The 13,032-nt window shown below is 65.8% G+C and carries 24 protein-coding genes; all 24 read right to left on the bottom strand.

Annotation, left to right across the window (positions count from 1 at the left end; genetic code table 11):
• Positions 1-127: 127 nt before the first annotated feature.
• The 24 genes from AQJ54_RS01405 to rpsS all read right to left on the bottom strand — a co-directional run bounded on the left by AQJ54_RS01405 (position 128) and on the right by rpsS (position 13,031).
• The gene (locus AQJ54_RS01405; protein ID WP_003966937.1) at positions 128-1,150 is read right to left on the bottom strand and encodes a DNA-directed RNA polymerase subunit alpha; all 1,023 of its coding nucleotides are present in this window, start codon (positions 1,148-1,150) and stop codon (positions 128-130) included.
• A gap of 218 nt (positions 1,151-1,368) precedes the next feature.
• Positions 1,369-1,773 (bottom strand): 30S ribosomal protein S11, encoded by a 405-nt coding sequence (gene rpsK / locus AQJ54_RS01400; RefSeq protein WP_003956432.1) that lies wholly within the window; start codon positions 1,771-1,773, stop codon positions 1,369-1,371.
• A gap of 70 nt (positions 1,774-1,843) precedes the next feature.
• Positions 1,844-2,224 carry a 30S ribosomal protein S13 gene (gene rpsM / locus AQJ54_RS01395; protein WP_020135802.1) on the bottom strand — a complete coding sequence of 127 codons (381 nt, stop codon included), beginning with the start codon at positions 2,222-2,224 and terminating at the stop codon, positions 1,844-1,846.
• A gap of 194 nt (positions 2,225-2,418) precedes the next feature.
• Positions 2,419-2,532, bottom strand: a complete 114-nt coding sequence (gene rpmJ, locus AQJ54_RS01390) for a 50S ribosomal protein L36 (protein ID WP_003998809.1) — start codon at positions 2,530-2,532, stop codon at positions 2,419-2,421.
• A 29-nt stretch (positions 2,533-2,561) separates the two neighbouring features.
• Complete coding sequence (gene infA, locus AQJ54_RS01385) at positions 2,562-2,783, bottom strand: translation initiation factor IF-1 (protein ID WP_003948620.1); 222 nt, start codon at positions 2,781-2,783, stop codon at positions 2,562-2,564.
• A gap of 224 nt (positions 2,784-3,007) precedes the next feature.
• Positions 3,008-3,844, bottom strand: coding sequence for a type I methionyl aminopeptidase (gene map / locus AQJ54_RS01380; protein WP_062023392.1), 837 nt, complete (start codon positions 3,842-3,844; stop codon positions 3,008-3,010).
• A 114-nt stretch (positions 3,845-3,958) separates the two neighbouring features.
• Positions 3,959-4,621: an adenylate kinase gene (locus AQJ54_RS01375; RefSeq protein WP_062233021.1), complete on the bottom strand. Its 663-nt coding sequence runs from the start codon at positions 4,619-4,621 to the stop codon at positions 3,959-3,961.
• Positions 4,621-5,934: a preprotein translocase subunit SecY gene (gene secY / locus AQJ54_RS01370; protein WP_030317309.1), complete on the bottom strand. Its 1,314-nt coding sequence runs from the start codon at positions 5,932-5,934 to the stop codon at positions 4,621-4,623. Before secY ends, AQJ54_RS01375 begins: the two co-directional genes overlap by 1 nt.
• A 176-nt stretch (positions 5,935-6,110) precedes the next feature.
• A complete protein-coding gene (gene rplO, locus AQJ54_RS01365) occupies positions 6,111-6,566 on the bottom strand; it encodes a 50S ribosomal protein L15 (protein ID WP_003974249.1) in 456 nt (151 codons plus the stop codon).
• 2 nt (positions 6,567-6,568) lie between these two features.
• Entirely contained in the window at positions 6,569-6,751 is a 183-nt protein-coding gene (rpmD, locus tag AQJ54_RS01360) for a 50S ribosomal protein L30 (RefSeq protein WP_003974250.1), read from the bottom strand.
• 2 nt (positions 6,752-6,753) lie between these two features.
• A complete protein-coding gene (gene rpsE / locus AQJ54_RS01355) occupies positions 6,754-7,359 on the bottom strand; it encodes a 30S ribosomal protein S5 (RefSeq protein ID WP_009190144.1) in 606 nt (201 codons plus the stop codon).
• 39 nt (positions 7,360-7,398) lie between these two features.
• On the bottom strand, positions 7,399-7,782 hold the full coding sequence (rplR, locus tag AQJ54_RS01350; protein ID WP_030317315.1) for a 50S ribosomal protein L18: 384 nt from the start codon (positions 7,780-7,782) through the stop codon (positions 7,399-7,401).
• A gap of 3 nt (positions 7,783-7,785) precedes the next feature.
• Positions 7,786-8,325, bottom strand: a complete 540-nt coding sequence (gene rplF / locus AQJ54_RS01345) for a 50S ribosomal protein L6 (protein WP_062023388.1) — start codon at positions 8,323-8,325, stop codon at positions 7,786-7,788.
• A 25-nt stretch (positions 8,326-8,350) separates the two neighbouring features.
• On the bottom strand, positions 8,351-8,749 hold the full coding sequence (gene rpsH / locus AQJ54_RS01340) for a 30S ribosomal protein S8 (protein WP_007384075.1): 399 nt from the start codon (positions 8,747-8,749) through the stop codon (positions 8,351-8,353).
• Between the two features lie 210 nt (positions 8,750-8,959).
• A complete protein-coding gene (locus tag AQJ54_RS01335) occupies positions 8,960-9,145 on the bottom strand; it encodes a type Z 30S ribosomal protein S14 (protein ID WP_003956452.1) in 186 nt (61 codons plus the stop codon).
• A 5-nt stretch (positions 9,146-9,150) separates the two neighbouring features.
• A complete protein-coding gene (gene rplE, locus AQJ54_RS01330) occupies positions 9,151-9,708 on the bottom strand; it encodes a 50S ribosomal protein L5 (RefSeq protein ID WP_020135807.1) in 558 nt (185 codons plus the stop codon).
• The gene (rplX, locus tag AQJ54_RS01325; RefSeq protein WP_003992365.1) at positions 9,708-10,031 is read right to left on the bottom strand and encodes a 50S ribosomal protein L24; all 324 of its coding nucleotides are present in this window, start codon (positions 10,029-10,031) and stop codon (positions 9,708-9,710) included. Before rplX ends, rplE begins: the two co-directional genes overlap by 1 nt.
• 2 nt (positions 10,032-10,033) lie before the next feature.
• Positions 10,034-10,402, bottom strand: coding sequence for a 50S ribosomal protein L14 (rplN, locus tag AQJ54_RS01320; RefSeq protein WP_003998823.1), 369 nt, complete (start codon positions 10,400-10,402; stop codon positions 10,034-10,036).
• A 195-nt stretch (positions 10,403-10,597) separates the two neighbouring features.
• The gene (rpsQ, locus tag AQJ54_RS01315) at positions 10,598-10,885 is read right to left on the bottom strand and encodes a 30S ribosomal protein S17 (protein ID WP_007384073.1); all 288 of its coding nucleotides are present in this window, start codon (positions 10,883-10,885) and stop codon (positions 10,598-10,600) included.
• Entirely contained in the window at positions 10,885-11,109 is a 225-nt protein-coding gene (gene rpmC / locus AQJ54_RS01310) for a 50S ribosomal protein L29 (protein WP_010036720.1), read from the bottom strand. Before rpmC ends, rpsQ begins: the two co-directional genes overlap by 1 nt.
• On the bottom strand, positions 11,109-11,528 hold the full coding sequence (gene rplP, locus AQJ54_RS01305; RefSeq protein ID WP_004927269.1) for a 50S ribosomal protein L16: 420 nt from the start codon (positions 11,526-11,528) through the stop codon (positions 11,109-11,111). Before rplP ends, rpmC begins: the two co-directional genes overlap by 1 nt.
• Positions 11,529-11,533: 5 nt before the next feature.
• The gene (gene rpsC, locus AQJ54_RS01300) at positions 11,534-12,358 is read right to left on the bottom strand and encodes a 30S ribosomal protein S3 (protein ID WP_062023386.1); all 825 of its coding nucleotides are present in this window, start codon (positions 12,356-12,358) and stop codon (positions 11,534-11,536) included.
• Entirely contained in the window at positions 12,358-12,705 is a 348-nt protein-coding gene (gene rplV / locus AQJ54_RS01295) for a 50S ribosomal protein L22 (protein WP_003974262.1), read from the bottom strand. The genes rpsC and rplV overlap by 1 nt, the downstream gene beginning before the upstream one ends.
• 44 nt (positions 12,706-12,749) lie before the next feature.
• A complete protein-coding gene (gene rpsS / locus AQJ54_RS01290; RefSeq protein WP_007384069.1) occupies positions 12,750-13,031 on the bottom strand; it encodes a 30S ribosomal protein S19 in 282 nt (93 codons plus the stop codon).
• Between the last annotated feature and the right edge of the window lies 1 nt (position 13,032).

Raw genomic sequence — 13,032 nt, 5'->3', positions numbered from 1 at the left:
GACGGTCGCCTGTCAGAGATCCGGACGACAAGCCCCGAAGGGGCGCGTCGTCCGGAAGGGGCGCGGGGAACTGCGCGACAAGCCACAGCGCACCCGCACCCAAGATCGAACCGTAGGGCCCGAGCTCTTAGTACTGCTCGGTCTCCACGAAGCCCGCATCCGCGTCGTCGTCCGCGCCGAACGCGTCCGCCGCAGCGGTGGGGTCGAACCCGGGAGGCGAGTCCTTGAGCGCCAGGCCCATACCCGCCAGCTTCGCCTTGACCTCGTCGATCGACTTCGCACCGAAGTTGCGGATGTCGAGCAGGTCGGCCTCGGAGCGGGCGACGAGCTCACCCACGGAGTGGATGCCCTCACGCTTGAGGCAGTTGTACGACCGAACGGTGAGCTCCAGCTCCTCGATCGGCAGCGCCAGGTCGGCGGCCAGGGCGGCGTCCGTCGGGGACGGGCCCATGTCGATGCCCTCGGCGTCGATGTTGAGCTCGCGGGCCAGACCGAACAGCTCGACCAGGGTCTTGCCGGCCGACGCCATGGCGTCACGGGGACGCATGGCCTGCTTGGTCTCGACGTCGACGATCAGCTTGTCGAAGTCGGTGCGCTGCTCGACACGGGTCGCCTCGACCTTGTAGGTGACCTTGAGAACCGGCGAGTAGATGGAGTCGACCGGGATACGGCCGATCTCCTGGCCCACCTGCTTGTTCTGCACGGCGGAGACGTAACCGCGGCCACGCTCGACCGTCAGCTCCATCTCCAGCTTGCCCTTGCCGTTGAGCGTGGCGAGGACCAGGTCGGGGTTGTGCACCTCGACACCGGCCGGGGGCGCGATGTCGGCGGCGGTGACCAGACCCGGGCCCTGCTTGCGCAGGTACATCACGACCGGCTCGTCGTGCTCCGAGGAGACGACCAGCTGCTTGATGTTGAGGATCAGGTCGGTGACGTCCTCCTTGACGCCCGGCACGGTGGTGAACTCGTGCAGGACGCCGTCGATGCGGATGCTGGTGACAGCAGCGCCGGGGATCGACGACAGGAGGGTGCGGCGGAGGGAGTTGCCGAGGGTGTAGCCGAAGCCCGGCTCCAGCGGCTCGATCACGAACCGGGAGCGGAACTCGTCGACGACCTCTTCGGTCAACGAGGGACGCTGAGCGATCAGCATGTGAATCCTTCAGTTCAGGGGCACCCACTATTTGATGCCCTGAGGTACTGCTACAAGGGTACGGGCGATACGACCCTTACAGAGCCGTACCGCCCGAGAAGCCCGAATGAAGCGAGGTCAGACGCGACGACGCTTCGGCGGACGGCAACCGTACTGCGACATGTGGGGGATAACCCCCACACCCCCAGCCGACAGCCGAGCCACCGTGAACCAGCGCGTCAGACGCGACGACGCTTAGGCGGACGGCAGCCGTTGTGCGGGGTCGGGGTGACGTCCTGGATGGAGCCGACCTCGAGGCCCGTGGCCTGGAGCGAACGGATCGCGGTCTCGCGACCGGAACCCGGGCCCTTCACGAACACGTCGACCTTGCGCATGCCGTGCTCCTGCGCGCGACGGGCAGCCGACTCGGCGGCCATCTGCGCGGCGAACGGCGTGGACTTCCGGGAGCCCTTGAAGCCGACGTGGCCGGCGGAGGCCCAGGAGATCACGTTGCCGGACGGGTCCGTGATGGAGACGATCGTGTTGTTGAACGTGCTCTTGATGTGCGCGTGGCCGTGAGCGACGTTCTTCTTTTCCTTGCGGCGCACCTTCTTGGCAGCGCCCTGACGACCCTTGGGGGGCATCTACAAACTCCTACGGGGAGGTGGTCGGTCCTACAGCGAAGACCGCTGATGAAGCGTTGTCCGCTGAGGACTACTTCTTGCCCGGCTTCTTCTTGCCGGCGATGGCGCGACGCGGGCCCTTGCGGGTGCGGGCGTTCGTGCTGGTGCGCTGACCACGGACAGGCAGACCACGGCGGTGGCGCAGACCCTGGTAGCAGCCGATCTCGACCTTGCGGCGGATGTCGGCCTGGATCTCGCGACGGAGGTCACCCTCGGTCTTGATGTTGTTGTCGACGTACTCGCGGATCGCGACGAGCTGCTCTTCGCTCAGGTCACGAACACGGGTGTTCGGGTCGATACCCGTCTCCGCCAGCGTCTGCTGCGAAAGAGTCCGGCCGATGCCGAACACGTAGGTCAGGGCGACCTCCACGCGCTTTTCGCGCGGGATGTCAACACCGGAAACGCGTGCCATTCAATGGCTCCAGTTGATCTTCGGAGGTCTGACGCAGAACCGGATCCCGACCGCCGTACCAGGTACGAATCGGGTCCTCGGCCTCCGAACCGAGGGTGTCGGGCGTGCACTGGCCGCCCGGGTTCCGCGTATTTACATATTCAGCTCGCGTCGCGCGAATCTCTGCGGATGCAGAGGGTGAGGCCGGTTTGCGATTAACCCTGGCGCTGCTTGTGGCGCGGGTTCTCGCAGATGACCATGACCCGGCCGTGACGGCGGATCACCCTGCACTTGTCGCAGATCTTCTTGACGCTCGGCTTGACCTTCATGGGATTGAGGTTCTCCGAGTCAGAGGGATCTACTTGTACCGGTAGACGATCCGGCCACGCGTCAGGTCGTACGGAGACAGCTCCACCACGACCCGGTCGTCAGGGAGGATACGGATGTAGTGCATCCGCATCTTGCCGCTGATGTGTGCCAGGACCTGGTGGCCGTTCTGGAGCTCGACCTTGAACATGGCGTTCGGAAGAGACTCGACGACAGTGCCCTCGATCTCGATGGCACCTTGCTTCTTGGCCACGCTTCGCCCTTCGAATCGACTACCTTGATCGACTCCCGCCAACGCATGAAGACATGCGGGCACACGAGAGTCGACGAGTCAGTCTACGTCAGCACTACCAGAAAAGACGAATCGAGGATCCATGCCCCGAGAGGGAGATCCTTATGCACGCCGGGACGCAAGGACACCCAGGGGCGCGGGGAACTGCGCGACCAGCCACAGCGCGCCCGCAGACGGCATACGCCCTAAGCAAGCGGATCCGGCGCCGCAACAACCCCGTGCTCCGCAAGCTTCGCCTTACCACCGTCCGGAGCCGTGAGCACCAGAGGACCAGCCTCCGTCAACGCCACCGAGTGCTCCCAGTGCGACGACCACGTCCCGTCCGTCGTGATGACCGTCCAGTCGTCCGACAGGACCTCCGTCCGGGGCGTCCCCAGGGACACCATCGGCTCGATCGCGAGGCAGAACCCCGGCACCAGCTTCGGCCCCTTCCCCCGCCGCCGGTCGACGTAGTTCAGCAGGTGCGGGTCCATGTGCATCTCGGTGCCGATGCCGTGGCCGCCGTAGTCCTCGATGATCCCGTACTTGCCGCCGCCCGGCTTCGGCTGGCGGCGGATGTACGTCTCGATGGCCCGGGAGACGTCGACCAGCCGGTTCCCCTGCTTCATCGCCGCGATGCCGGCCCACATGGACTCCTCGGTCACCCGGGAGAGCTCGATCAGCTCCGGGGCGTGACCGGATCCCACGAACGCCGTGAACGCCGCGTCCCCGTGCCAGCCGTCGATGATCGCGCCGCAGTCGATGGAGATGATGTCGCCGTCCTTGAGGACGACCTCGTCGGACGGGATGCCGTGGACGACGACCTCGTTCACCGAGGTGCAGATCGTCGCCGGGAAGCCGCCGTACCCCAGGAAGTTCGGCTTGGCGTCGTGCTCCGCGAGGACCTTGCGCGCGACCTGGTCGAGATCCCTGGTCGTGGCCCCGGGCACCGCGGCCTCACGGGTGGCCGCGTGGATGGCGGCGACGACCAGCCCCGCCTCACGCATCTTGGCGATCTGCTCGGGGTTCTTGATCTGCACCATGCTGCGGGGGCCTTTCGGAGAAAGAGAGACGGGCGCCATCAACGATACGTGCACCCACACAGCAGCCGCGGCCCCCTCGGAAGGGGGCCGCGGCTGTAGTACGGGGTGGAACCGCTACGCGGCGTGGTCCTCGCGCTTGAGGGCCTCCATCGCGCGGCCGGTGACGTCCTCCACCTTGCCGAGCGCCGAGATCGTGACCACCAGGCCCTGGGCCTTGTAGTAGTCGATGATCGGCTCGGTCTGGGTGTGGTAGACCTCCAGCCGCTTGCGGACGGTCTCCTCGGAGTCGTCGTCGCGCTGGTACAGCTCGCCGCCGCAGACGTCACAGACGCCGTCCTGCTTCGGTGCCTTGTACGACACGTGGAAGACGTGCGCCGAGTCGTTGCGGCAGATGCGGCGGCCGGCGATGCGCTTGACGACCTCCTCCTCGGGTACCTCCAGGTCCAGCACCGCGTCCAGCTTCATGCCCTCGGTGTGCAGCATCTCGTCGAGCGCCTCGGCCTGCGAGACGTTGCGCGGGAAGCCGTCGAGCAGGAAGCCGTTCTCGGCGTCGGGCTGCTCCATGCGGTCCTTGGCCATCCCGATGGTGACCTCGTCCGGAACCAGGTTGCCCGCGTCCATGTAGGACTTCGCGAGTTTGCCGAGGTCCGTCTGCTGGCTGATGTTGGCGCGGAACAGGTCGCCCGTGGAGATGTGCGGGATCGACAGGTTCTTGGCGAGGAACGCGGCCTGCGTTCCCTTGCCGGCACCCGGCGGCCCGACGAGGACGATACGCATCAGCGGAGGAACCCTTCGTAATTGCGCTGCTGGAGCTGGCTCTCGATCTGCTTCACCGTCTCGAGACCGACACCCACGATGATCAGGATGCTGGTCCCGCCGAACGGGAAGTTCTGGCTTGCCCCGAAGCCGACCAACGCCATCGTTGGCACAAGAGCGATCAGACCCAAGTACAGCGAACCCGGCCAGGTGATCCGGTTGAGTACGTAGCTGAGGTACTCAGCGGTCGGTCGGCCAGCCCGGATGCCCGGGATGAAGCCACCATACTTCTTCATGTTGTCGGCGACTTCCTCGGGGTTGAAGGAGATCGCCACGTAGAAGAACGCGAAGAAAACGATGAGCAAGAAGTAGAGCGTGATGTAGATCGGGTGGTCGCCCTTGACGAGGTTCTGCTCGATCCAGGTCTTCCAGCCCGAGTTGCCGTTCGAGAACTGCGCGACCAGAGCCGGGATGTAGAGCAGCGACGACGCGAAGATGACCGGGATCACACCCGCCTGGTTGACCTTCAGCGGGATGTACGTCGACGTACCACCGTAGGACCGGCGGCCGATCATGCGCTTCGCGTACTGCACCGGGATACGGCGCTGGGCCTGCTCGACGAAGACCACCAGACCGACCATGACCAGGCCGACCAGGATGACGGTGCCGAACTCGATCCAGCCGTCGGCCAGGGTGCCCTGCTTCTTGATGGCCCACAGCGCGGACGGGAAGGTCGCGGCGATCGAGATGAACATCAGGATCGACATGCCGTTGCCGATGCCGCGGTCGGTGATGAGCTCACCGAGCCACATGACGACGGCGGTACCGGCGGTCATCGTGATGACCATGACGATCGTGGTGAAGATCGCGCGGTCCGGGACGATGCTCGACGCCACGGTGCAGCCGGAGAAGAGCGCGCCGCTGCGGGCGGTGGCCACCAGACCGGTGCCCTGGAGGATGGCGAGCGCCACCGTGAGGTACCGGGTGTACTGCGTGATCTTCGCCGTACCGGCCTGGCCCTCCTTCTTGAGGGCTTCCAGACGCGGGATGACCACGGTGAGCAGCTGGAGAATGATGCTCGCCGTGATGTACGGCATGATGCCGAGCGCGAAGATCGTGATCTGCAGCAGCGCGCCACCGCTGAACATGTTGACCAGACCGAAGAGTCCCGTGTTGCCGGACGCCTGGTCCACGCACTCCTGGACGGACTTGTAGTCGACGCCAGGGATCGGAATGTGGGTACCCACGCGGTACACCACGATGATGGCGAGCGTGAAGAGCAGCTTCTTGCGCAGGTCGGGCGTCCTGAACGCCCGGGCGAACGCGGTGAGCACGGTGCCTCCTGCGACCCCCGCGCTACTGCGTCAAGGGTGACGGTCTTGAGGTTCGACGAATATGAGAGAAAGCAGTGCAGGCCACCTTACCGGCGACACTGCCCCCCGTGGAACGACCAACCGGGGATACCCCGTTGTGAGGTATCCCCGGTGGGTACTGCTTTACGTCATCGCGCTCAGACGAGCTCGGTGACCGTGCCGCCGGCGGCGGTGATCTTCTCCTTGGCGGAGCCGGAGACGGCGTCGACCGTCACCTGCAGCGCCACGGAGATCTCGCCCTGGCCGAGGACCTTGACGAGGCTGTTCTTGCGAACGGCACCCTTGGCCACCAGACCCTCGACGGTGACCTCGCCACCCTCGGGGTAGAGCGCGGCCAGCTTGTCGAGGTTCACGACCTGGAACTCGGTCTTGAACGGGTTCTTGAAGCCCTTCAGCTTCGGAAGACGCATGTGGAGGGGCATCTGCCCACCCTCGAAGCGCTCCGGAACCTGGTAGCGGGCCTTCGTGCCCTTGGTACCACGACCGGCCGTCTTACCCTTCGACGCCTCACCACGACCCACACGGGTCTTGGCGGTCTTGGCGCCCGGGGCGGGACGGAGGTTGTGGATCTTGAGCGGGTTGTTCTCCGCCATGATCAGTCGACCTCCTCGACCGTCACGAGGTGGCGGACGGTGTGCACCATGCCGCGGAACTCGGGGCGGTCCTCCTTGACGACCTGCGTGTTGATGCCCTTGAGACCAAGGGAGCGCAGGGTGTCACGGTGGTTCTGCTTGCTGCCGATGTAGGACTTGACCTGCGTAATCTTGAGCTGCGCCATGATTACGCACCCGCCCCGGCACGCGCACGGAGAAGAGCCGCGGGAGCGACGTCCTCAAGGGGCAGACCGCGGCGGGCCGCGATCTCCTCGGGACGCTGCAGACCCTTCAGGGCCTCCACGGTCGCGTGCACGATGTTGATCGCGTTGTCGGAGCCGAGCGACTTCGACAGCACGTCGTGGATACCGGCGCACTCGAGCACGGCACGCACCGGACCACCGGCGATAACACCGGTACCGGGCGACGCGGGCTTCAGGAGCACGACGCCGGCAGCCTTCTCACCCTGGATGGGGTGCGGGATGGTGCCCTGGATACGGGGGACCTTGAAGAAGTGCTTCTTGGCCTCCTCCACACCCTTGGCGATGGCGGCCGGCACCTCCTTGGCCTTGCCGTAACCGACACCCACGGTGCCGTCACCGTCGCCCACCACGACCAGCGCGGTGAAGCTGAAGCGACGACCACCCTTCACAACCTTGGCGACGCGGTTGATCGCGACGACGCGCTCAACGTACGCGGTCTTCTCGGCGGCAGCAGCGCCGCCGTCACGGCCCTTCCGGTCCCGCCGCTCGCCGCCACCGGCACCGCCACCGCGGCGCTGGGGTCCAGCCATTGGAATTACCTCTCTCTTTTTCCGCTAGCTACGAACGGCTCAGAACTTCAAGCCGGCTTCGCGGGCGGCGTCCGCCAGGGCGGCGATGCGCCCGGCGTACTGGTTGCCACCACGGTCGAACACGACAGCCTCGACACCGGCGGCCTTGGCGCGCTCGGCGACCAGGGCACCGACCTGCTTGGCCTGCGCCGACTTGTCGCCCTCGCCACCGCGCACCGTGGTGTCCAGGGTGGACGCCGACGCCAGGGTGTGACCCTTGATGTCGTCGATCACCTGGGCCACGATGTGGCGGTTGGAGCGGGTAACGACCAGACGGGGACGCTCCGCCGTACCGGAGATCCGCTTGCGGATCCGGATGTGACGGCGCTTGATCGCGGCGCGCTTGTAGGCGTCGCCCTTCAGGATCTTCTGTCCGTATGCCATGGCTTACTTACCCGCCTTTCCGACCTTGCGGCGGATGACTTCGCCCTCGTACTTGACACCCTTGGCCTTGTACGGGTCGGGCTTGCGCAGCTTGCGGATGTTGGCCGCAACCTCGCCGACCTTCTGCTTGTCGATGCCCTCGACCGAGAACCGGGTGGGGGCCTCCACCTTGAAGGTGATGCCCTCGGGGGCCTCGACGGTGATCGGGTGGCTGTAGCCGAGAGCGAACTCGAGGTTCGAGCCCTTGGCCGTCACGCGGTAACCGACACCGCTGATCTCGAGCTTCTTCACGTAACCCTGGGTCACGCCGGTGATCATGTTCGCCACCAGCGTGCGGGACAGGCCGTGCAGGGCCTTGTTCTGACGCTCGTCGTTGGGGCGGGTGACGTTGAGAACGCCGTCCTCACCCTTGGCGATGTCGATCGGCGCAGCGACGGTGTGCGAGAGGGTGCCCTTGGGGCCCTTCACCGAAACCGTACGGCCGTCGATGGTGACGTCCACGCCGGCGGGAACCGTGATGGGGAGCTTGCCAATACGCGACATAGCTGTTTCCTCCGATTCCTTTCCGCTACCAGACGTAGGCGAGGACTTCTCCGCCTACGCCCTTCTTGCCGGCCTGCTTGTCGGTGAGGAGCCCGTGGGACGTGGAGATGATGGCCACGCCCAGGCCGCCGAGCACCTTCGGCAGGTTGGTGGACTTCGCGTACACCCGGAGACCGGGCTTGGAGATCCGCTTGATGCCCGCGATGGAGCGCTCACGGTTCGGGCCGAACTTCAGCTCGAGGACGAGGTTCTTGCCGACCTCGGCGTCCTCGACCTTCCAGCCCGTGATGAAGCCCTCCTGCTGGAGGATCTCCGCGATGTGCGACTTGATCTTGGACGCCGGCATCGTCACGGAGTCGTGGTATGCCGAGTTCGCGTTCCGCAGACGCGTAAGCATGTCTGCGATCGGATCAGTCATGGTCATGAATTGGCCTTCGGCCTCTCTCGCCGGGGTTTCCAGGTGCCCATCCCTCTCCTCGATCCGAGACGAGGCGGGTGCGGTGCGGTGGACCTACGGCGTAGTAAGTCGTACGGGCGTCAGGGCGCCCAACCCTCCTAGCCTAAGCCATGGAGGGGTGGGCCCCTGACCAAACCCTTTGCTTACCGAGAGCTTCAGGTAACCCCAACTAGGGGATTACCAGGAGCTCTTGGTCACGCCCGGCAGCTCGCCACGGTGAGCCATCTCACGAAGGCACACGCGGCACAGGCCGAACTTGCGGTACACGGAGTGCGGACGGCCGCAGCGCTGGCAGCGGGTGTACGCACGCACACCGAACTTGGGCTTGCGAGCAGCCTTGGCAATCAGAGCCTTCTTCGCCATCTCGCTCACGCCTCCTTGAAGGGGAAGCCGAGGTGACGAAGGAGCGCGCGGCCCTCAGCGTCGTTGGTCGCCGTGGTCACCACGGTGATGTCCATGCCCCGGGTACGGTCGATCTTGTCCTGGTCGATCTCGTGGAACATGACCTGCTCGGTGAGACCGAAGGTGTAGTTGCCACGGCCGTCGAACTGCTTGGGGGACAGACCACGGAAGTCGCGGATGCGCGGCAGCGCGAGCGACAGGGTGCGGTCCAGGAACTCCCACATGCGGTCGCCACGGAGCGTGACGTGGGCACCGATCGGCTGGCCCTCACGCAGCTTGAACTGCGCGATGGACTTGCGGGCCTTGGTGACGGCCGGCTTCTGACCGGTGATCGTGGTGAGGTCGCGGATGGCGCCCTCGATCAGCTTGGAGTCGCGGGCGGCGTCGCCCACACCCATGTTGACCACGATCTTGACGAGGCCGGGGATCTGCATGACGTTCTCGTACTTGAACTCGTCACGCAGCTTGCCCGCGATCTCCTCGCGGTACTTCGTCTTGAGACGCGGAGTCGTGGTGGTAGCCATCAGATGTCCTCACCCGTCCGCTTGGCAACGCGGATCTTGTTGCCCTCGTCGTCGAAGCGGTAACCGACACGCGTGACGACCTTGTTGCCGTCCTTCTCCACGACCAGCTGGACGTTGGAGACGTGGATCGGGGCCTCGGTCGTGACGATGCCGCCGGCCTGCGAACCGCGAGCGGTCGGACCGGCCTTGGTGTGCTTCTTGACCCGGTTGACACCCTCGACCAGGACGCGGTCCTCGCGGGGGAAGGCCGCGATGACCTTGCCCTGCTTGCCCTTGTCCTTACCGGTGATGACCTGGACCAGGTCGCCCTTCTTGATCTTCATGCTTACAGCACCTCCGGAGCCAGCGAGATGATCTTCATGAACTTCTTCTCGCGCAGCTCACGCCCGACCGGGCCGAAGATGCGGGTGCCGCGAGGGTCGCCGTCGTTCTTCAGAATGACGGCGGCGTTCTCGTCGAAGCGGATGTACGAGCCGTCCGGACGGCGGCGCTCCTTGACGGTGCGAACGATGACCGCCTTGACGACGTCACCCTTCTTCACGTTGCCACCGGGGATCGCGTCCTTGACGGTGGCGACGATGACGTCACCGATGCCCGCGTAGCGGCGACCGGAGCCACCGAGCACACGGATGCAAAGGATCTCCTTCGCACCAGTGTTGTCGGCGACACGCAGTCGCGACTCCTGCTGGATCACGTCTATCTCCTGTTTGTCTGCCGGTTCCCTCCGGGGTTGAGCCGGAGAGCCTGGCGGAACCGTCCTGCGGATTTGCCCCGCAGGAATTACTTGCGCCTCGGGAAGGGAAGAACCCGCCCGCCGGGGATCTCGGTCCCCGGCGGGTGCCGGGGCCGAAGCCCCGGCGGGGGTCAGCGGGGGCGAACCCCCGCTTGATTACTTCGCCTTCTCGAGGATCTCGACGACGCGCCAGCGCTTGGTCGCCGACAGCGGGCGGGTCTCCGCGAGGAGGACCCGGTCGCCGACGCCGGCAGCGTTCTGCTCGTCGTGCGCCTTGAGCTTGTTGGTACGGCGGATGACCTTGCCGTACAGCGCGTGCTTGACGCGGTCCTCGACGGCGACGACGACGGTCTTGTCCATCTTGTCGCTGACGACGAGACCCTCACGGGTCTTGCGGAAGCCGCGGGCCTCTGCAGTCTGCTCAGTCACGTTGCTCTCACTCATCAGGCGCTCTCCACCGTCTCGATGCCCAGCTCGCGCTCACGCATCAGGGTGTAGATCCGCGCGATGTCCTTACGGACGGCCTTGAGCCGACCGTGGTTCTCGAGCTGACCGGTCGCCGCCTGGAAGCGGAGGTTGAACAGCTCTTCCTTGGCCTCGCGGAGCTTGTTCAGCAGCTCCTCGTTGCCCAGCTCGCGCAGCTCGGACGCCTTGGTACCGGCCGACATCACGCTTCACCTGCCTCGCGCTTGACGATCCGGCACTTCATCGGCAGCTTGTGGGCTGCGCGAGTCAGGGCCTCACGGGCGATCTTCTCGTTGGGGTAGGACAGCTCGAACATGACCCGGCCCGGGTGCACGTTCGCGATCCACCACTCCGGCGAACCCTTACCGGAACCCATGCGGGTCTCGGCAGGCTTCTTCGTGAGCGGGCGGTCCGGGTAGATGTTGATCCAGACCTTGCCGCCACGCTTGATGTGGCGGGTCATCGCGATACGGGCCGCCTCGATCTGGCGGTTGGTCACGTACGCCGGCGTGAGGGCCTGAATGCCGTACTCGCCGAACGCGACCGTCGTACCGCCCTTGGCCTGACCACGGCGCTTCGGGTGGTGCTGCTTGCGGTGCTTGACCCTACGGGGGATCAGCATGTCGGTCAGGCCTCCGTTCCGGTGCTCTCAGCCGGAGCGGCGGCGGGAGCCTCGGCCTTGGGGGCCTCGGCGCCGGCAGCCTGCTGCGGCTTGCGACCGCGCCGCTCGCCACCACGGCCACCACGGGCCGGGCGGTCGGCACCGCCACCGCGAGCCGGGCGGTTACCCGCACGGGCGGCAGCGTTCTCGGCGCGGACCTCGGCGATGTTCTTGACGTCGCCCTTGTAGATCCAGACCTTCACACCGATACGGCCGAAGGTCGTCTTGGCCTCGAAGAAGCCGTAGTCCACGTTCGCGCGGAGCGTGTGCAGGGGCACGCGGCCCTCGCGGTAGAACTCCGAGCGGGACATCTCGGCGCCACCGAGGCGGCCACCGCACTGGATCTTGATGCCCTTGGCGCCGGCCTTCATCGCCGACTGCATGCTCTTGCGCATGGCACGGCGGAAGGAGACGCGGGAGGAGAGCTGCTCGGCGACGGCCTGGGCAACCAGCTGAGCGTCGGTCTCGGGGTTCTTGACCTCGAGGATGTTCAGCTGGACCTGCTTGCCCGTGAGCTTCTCGAGGTCACCGCGGATGCGGTCGGCCTCGGCGCCACGGCGGCCGATCACGATGCCCGGACGAGCGGTGTGGATGTCCACACGCACACGGTCACGGGTGCGCTCGATCTCCACCTTGGAGATGCCGGCGCGCTCCATGCCGGACGTCATCATCCGACGGATGGCGACGTCTTCCTTGACGTAGTCCTTGTACAGCTTGTCGGCGTACCAACGCGACTTGAAGTCGGTCGTGACACCGAGCCGGAACCCGTGCGGGTTTACCTTCTGGCCCATTACCGGGTTCCTTCCTTGCTGCTGACGACCACGGTGATGTGGCTGGTCCGCTTGCGGATCCGGTAGGCACGGCCCTGGGCACGCGGACGGAACCGCTTCAGGGTCGGGCCCTCGTCGACGTACGCCTCGGAGATGAAGAGGCTGTCGGCGTCGGTGTGGTCGTAGTTGTGCGCGGCGTTGGCGATGGCGCTGTCCAGCACCTTGCCGACGGGCACTGAGGCTGCCTGCGGAGCGAATCGCAGAACAGCCTGAGCCTCCGTGGCATCCATGCCACGGATAAGGTCCACCACTCGGCGGGCCTTCATGGGCGTAACGCGGATGTACCGCGCCTGGGCCCTGGCTTCCATGGTTGTCCCTCTCAGTTACTTACGTGTCTGAATGCGATCCGCTGCTAGCGGCGCTTCGACTTCCGGTCGTCCTTGACGTGACCCCGGAAGGTGCGCGTCGGCGAGAACTCGCCGAGCTTGTGGCCGACCATCGACTCGGTGACGAACACCGGGATGTGGGTCTTGCCGTTGTGCACCGCGATCGTGTGGCCGAGCATGGCCGGGACGATCATCGAGCGACGGGACCAGGTCTTGATGACGTTCTTGGAACCGGCTTCGTTCTGGGCGTCCACCTTCTTGATCAGGTGGTCGTCGACGAAGGGCCCCTTCTTGAGACTGCGCGGCATC

Origin of the sequence: Streptomyces griseorubiginosus (genome assembly GCF_001514195.1) — a bacterium.
Classification (GTDB): Bacteria; Actinomycetota; Actinomycetes; order Streptomycetales; family Streptomycetaceae; genus Streptomyces; species Streptomyces griseorubiginosus.
The sequence above is the reverse complement of the archived record's forward strand: the minus strand, read 5'-3'. Positions and strand labels throughout refer to the sequence as shown.

Bases quoted from the DNA above. Each gene is read 5' to 3' on its own strand.
- rpsK (WP_003956432.1), bottom strand. From the start codon at position 1,773: ATGCCCCCCAAGGGTCGTCAGGGCGCTGCCAAGAAGGTGCGCCGCAAG.
- rplR (WP_030317315.1), bottom strand. From the start codon at position 7,782: ATGGCATACGGACAGAAGATCCTGAAGGGCGACGCCTACAAGCGCGCC.
- rplF (WP_062023388.1), bottom strand. From the start codon at position 8,325: ATGTCGCGTATTGGCAAGCTCCCCATCACGGTTCCCGCCGGCGTGGAC.
- rpmD (WP_003974250.1), bottom strand. From the start codon at position 6,751: ATGGCGCAGCTCAAGATTACGCAGGTCAAGTCCTACATCGGCAGCAAG.
- rplV (WP_003974262.1), bottom strand. From the start codon at position 12,705: ATGGAAGCCAGGGCCCAGGCGCGGTACATCCGCGTTACGCCCATGAAG.
- rpsE (WP_009190144.1), bottom strand. From the start codon at position 7,359: ATGGCTGGACCCCAGCGCCGCGGTGGCGGTGCCGGTGGCGGCGAGCGG.
- AQJ54_RS01405 (WP_003966937.1), bottom strand. From the start codon at position 1,150: ATGCTGATCGCTCAGCGTCCCTCGTTGACCGAAGAGGTCGTCGACGAG.
- rpsM (WP_020135802.1), bottom strand. From the start codon at position 2,224: ATGGCACGCGTTTCCGGTGTTGACATCCCGCGCGAAAAGCGCGTGGAG.
- rpmC (WP_010036720.1), bottom strand. From the start codon at position 11,109: ATGTCGGCCGGTACCAAGGCGTCCGAGCTGCGCGAGCTGGGCAACGAG.
- map (WP_062023392.1), bottom strand. From the start codon at position 3,844: ATGGTGCAGATCAAGAACCCCGAGCAGATCGCCAAGATGCGTGAGGCG.
- AQJ54_RS01375 (WP_062233021.1), bottom strand. From the start codon at position 4,621: ATGCGTATCGTCCTCGTCGGGCCGCCGGGTGCCGGCAAGGGAACGCAG.
- rpsQ (WP_007384073.1), bottom strand. From the start codon at position 10,885: ATGAGTGAGAGCAACGTGACTGAGCAGACTGCAGAGGCCCGCGGCTTC.
- AQJ54_RS01335 (WP_003956452.1), bottom strand. From the start codon at position 9,145: ATGGCGAAGAAGGCTCTGATTGCCAAGGCTGCTCGCAAGCCCAAGTTC.
- rpsS (WP_007384069.1), bottom strand. From the start codon at position 13,031: ATGCCGCGCAGTCTCAAGAAGGGGCCCTTCGTCGACGACCACCTGATC.
- rplE (WP_020135807.1), bottom strand. From the start codon at position 9,708: ATGGCTACCACCACGACTCCGCGTCTCAAGACGAAGTACCGCGAGGAG.
- rpsC (WP_062023386.1), bottom strand. From the start codon at position 12,358: ATGGGCCAGAAGGTAAACCCGCACGGGTTCCGGCTCGGTGTCACGACC.
- rplO (WP_003974249.1), bottom strand. From the start codon at position 6,566: ATGGCGGAGAACAACCCGCTCAAGATCCACAACCTCCGTCCCGCCCCG.
- rplP (WP_004927269.1), bottom strand. From the start codon at position 11,528: ATGCTGATCCCCCGTAGGGTCAAGCACCGCAAGCAGCACCACCCGAAG.
- rpmJ (WP_003998809.1), bottom strand. From the start codon at position 2,532: ATGAAGGTCAAGCCGAGCGTCAAGAAGATCTGCGACAAGTGCAGGGTG.
- rplX (WP_003992365.1), bottom strand. From the start codon at position 10,031: ATGAAGATCAAGAAGGGCGACCTGGTCCAGGTCATCACCGGTAAGGAC.
- rpsH (WP_007384075.1), bottom strand. From the start codon at position 8,749: ATGACCATGACTGATCCGATCGCAGACATGCTTACGCGTCTGCGGAAC.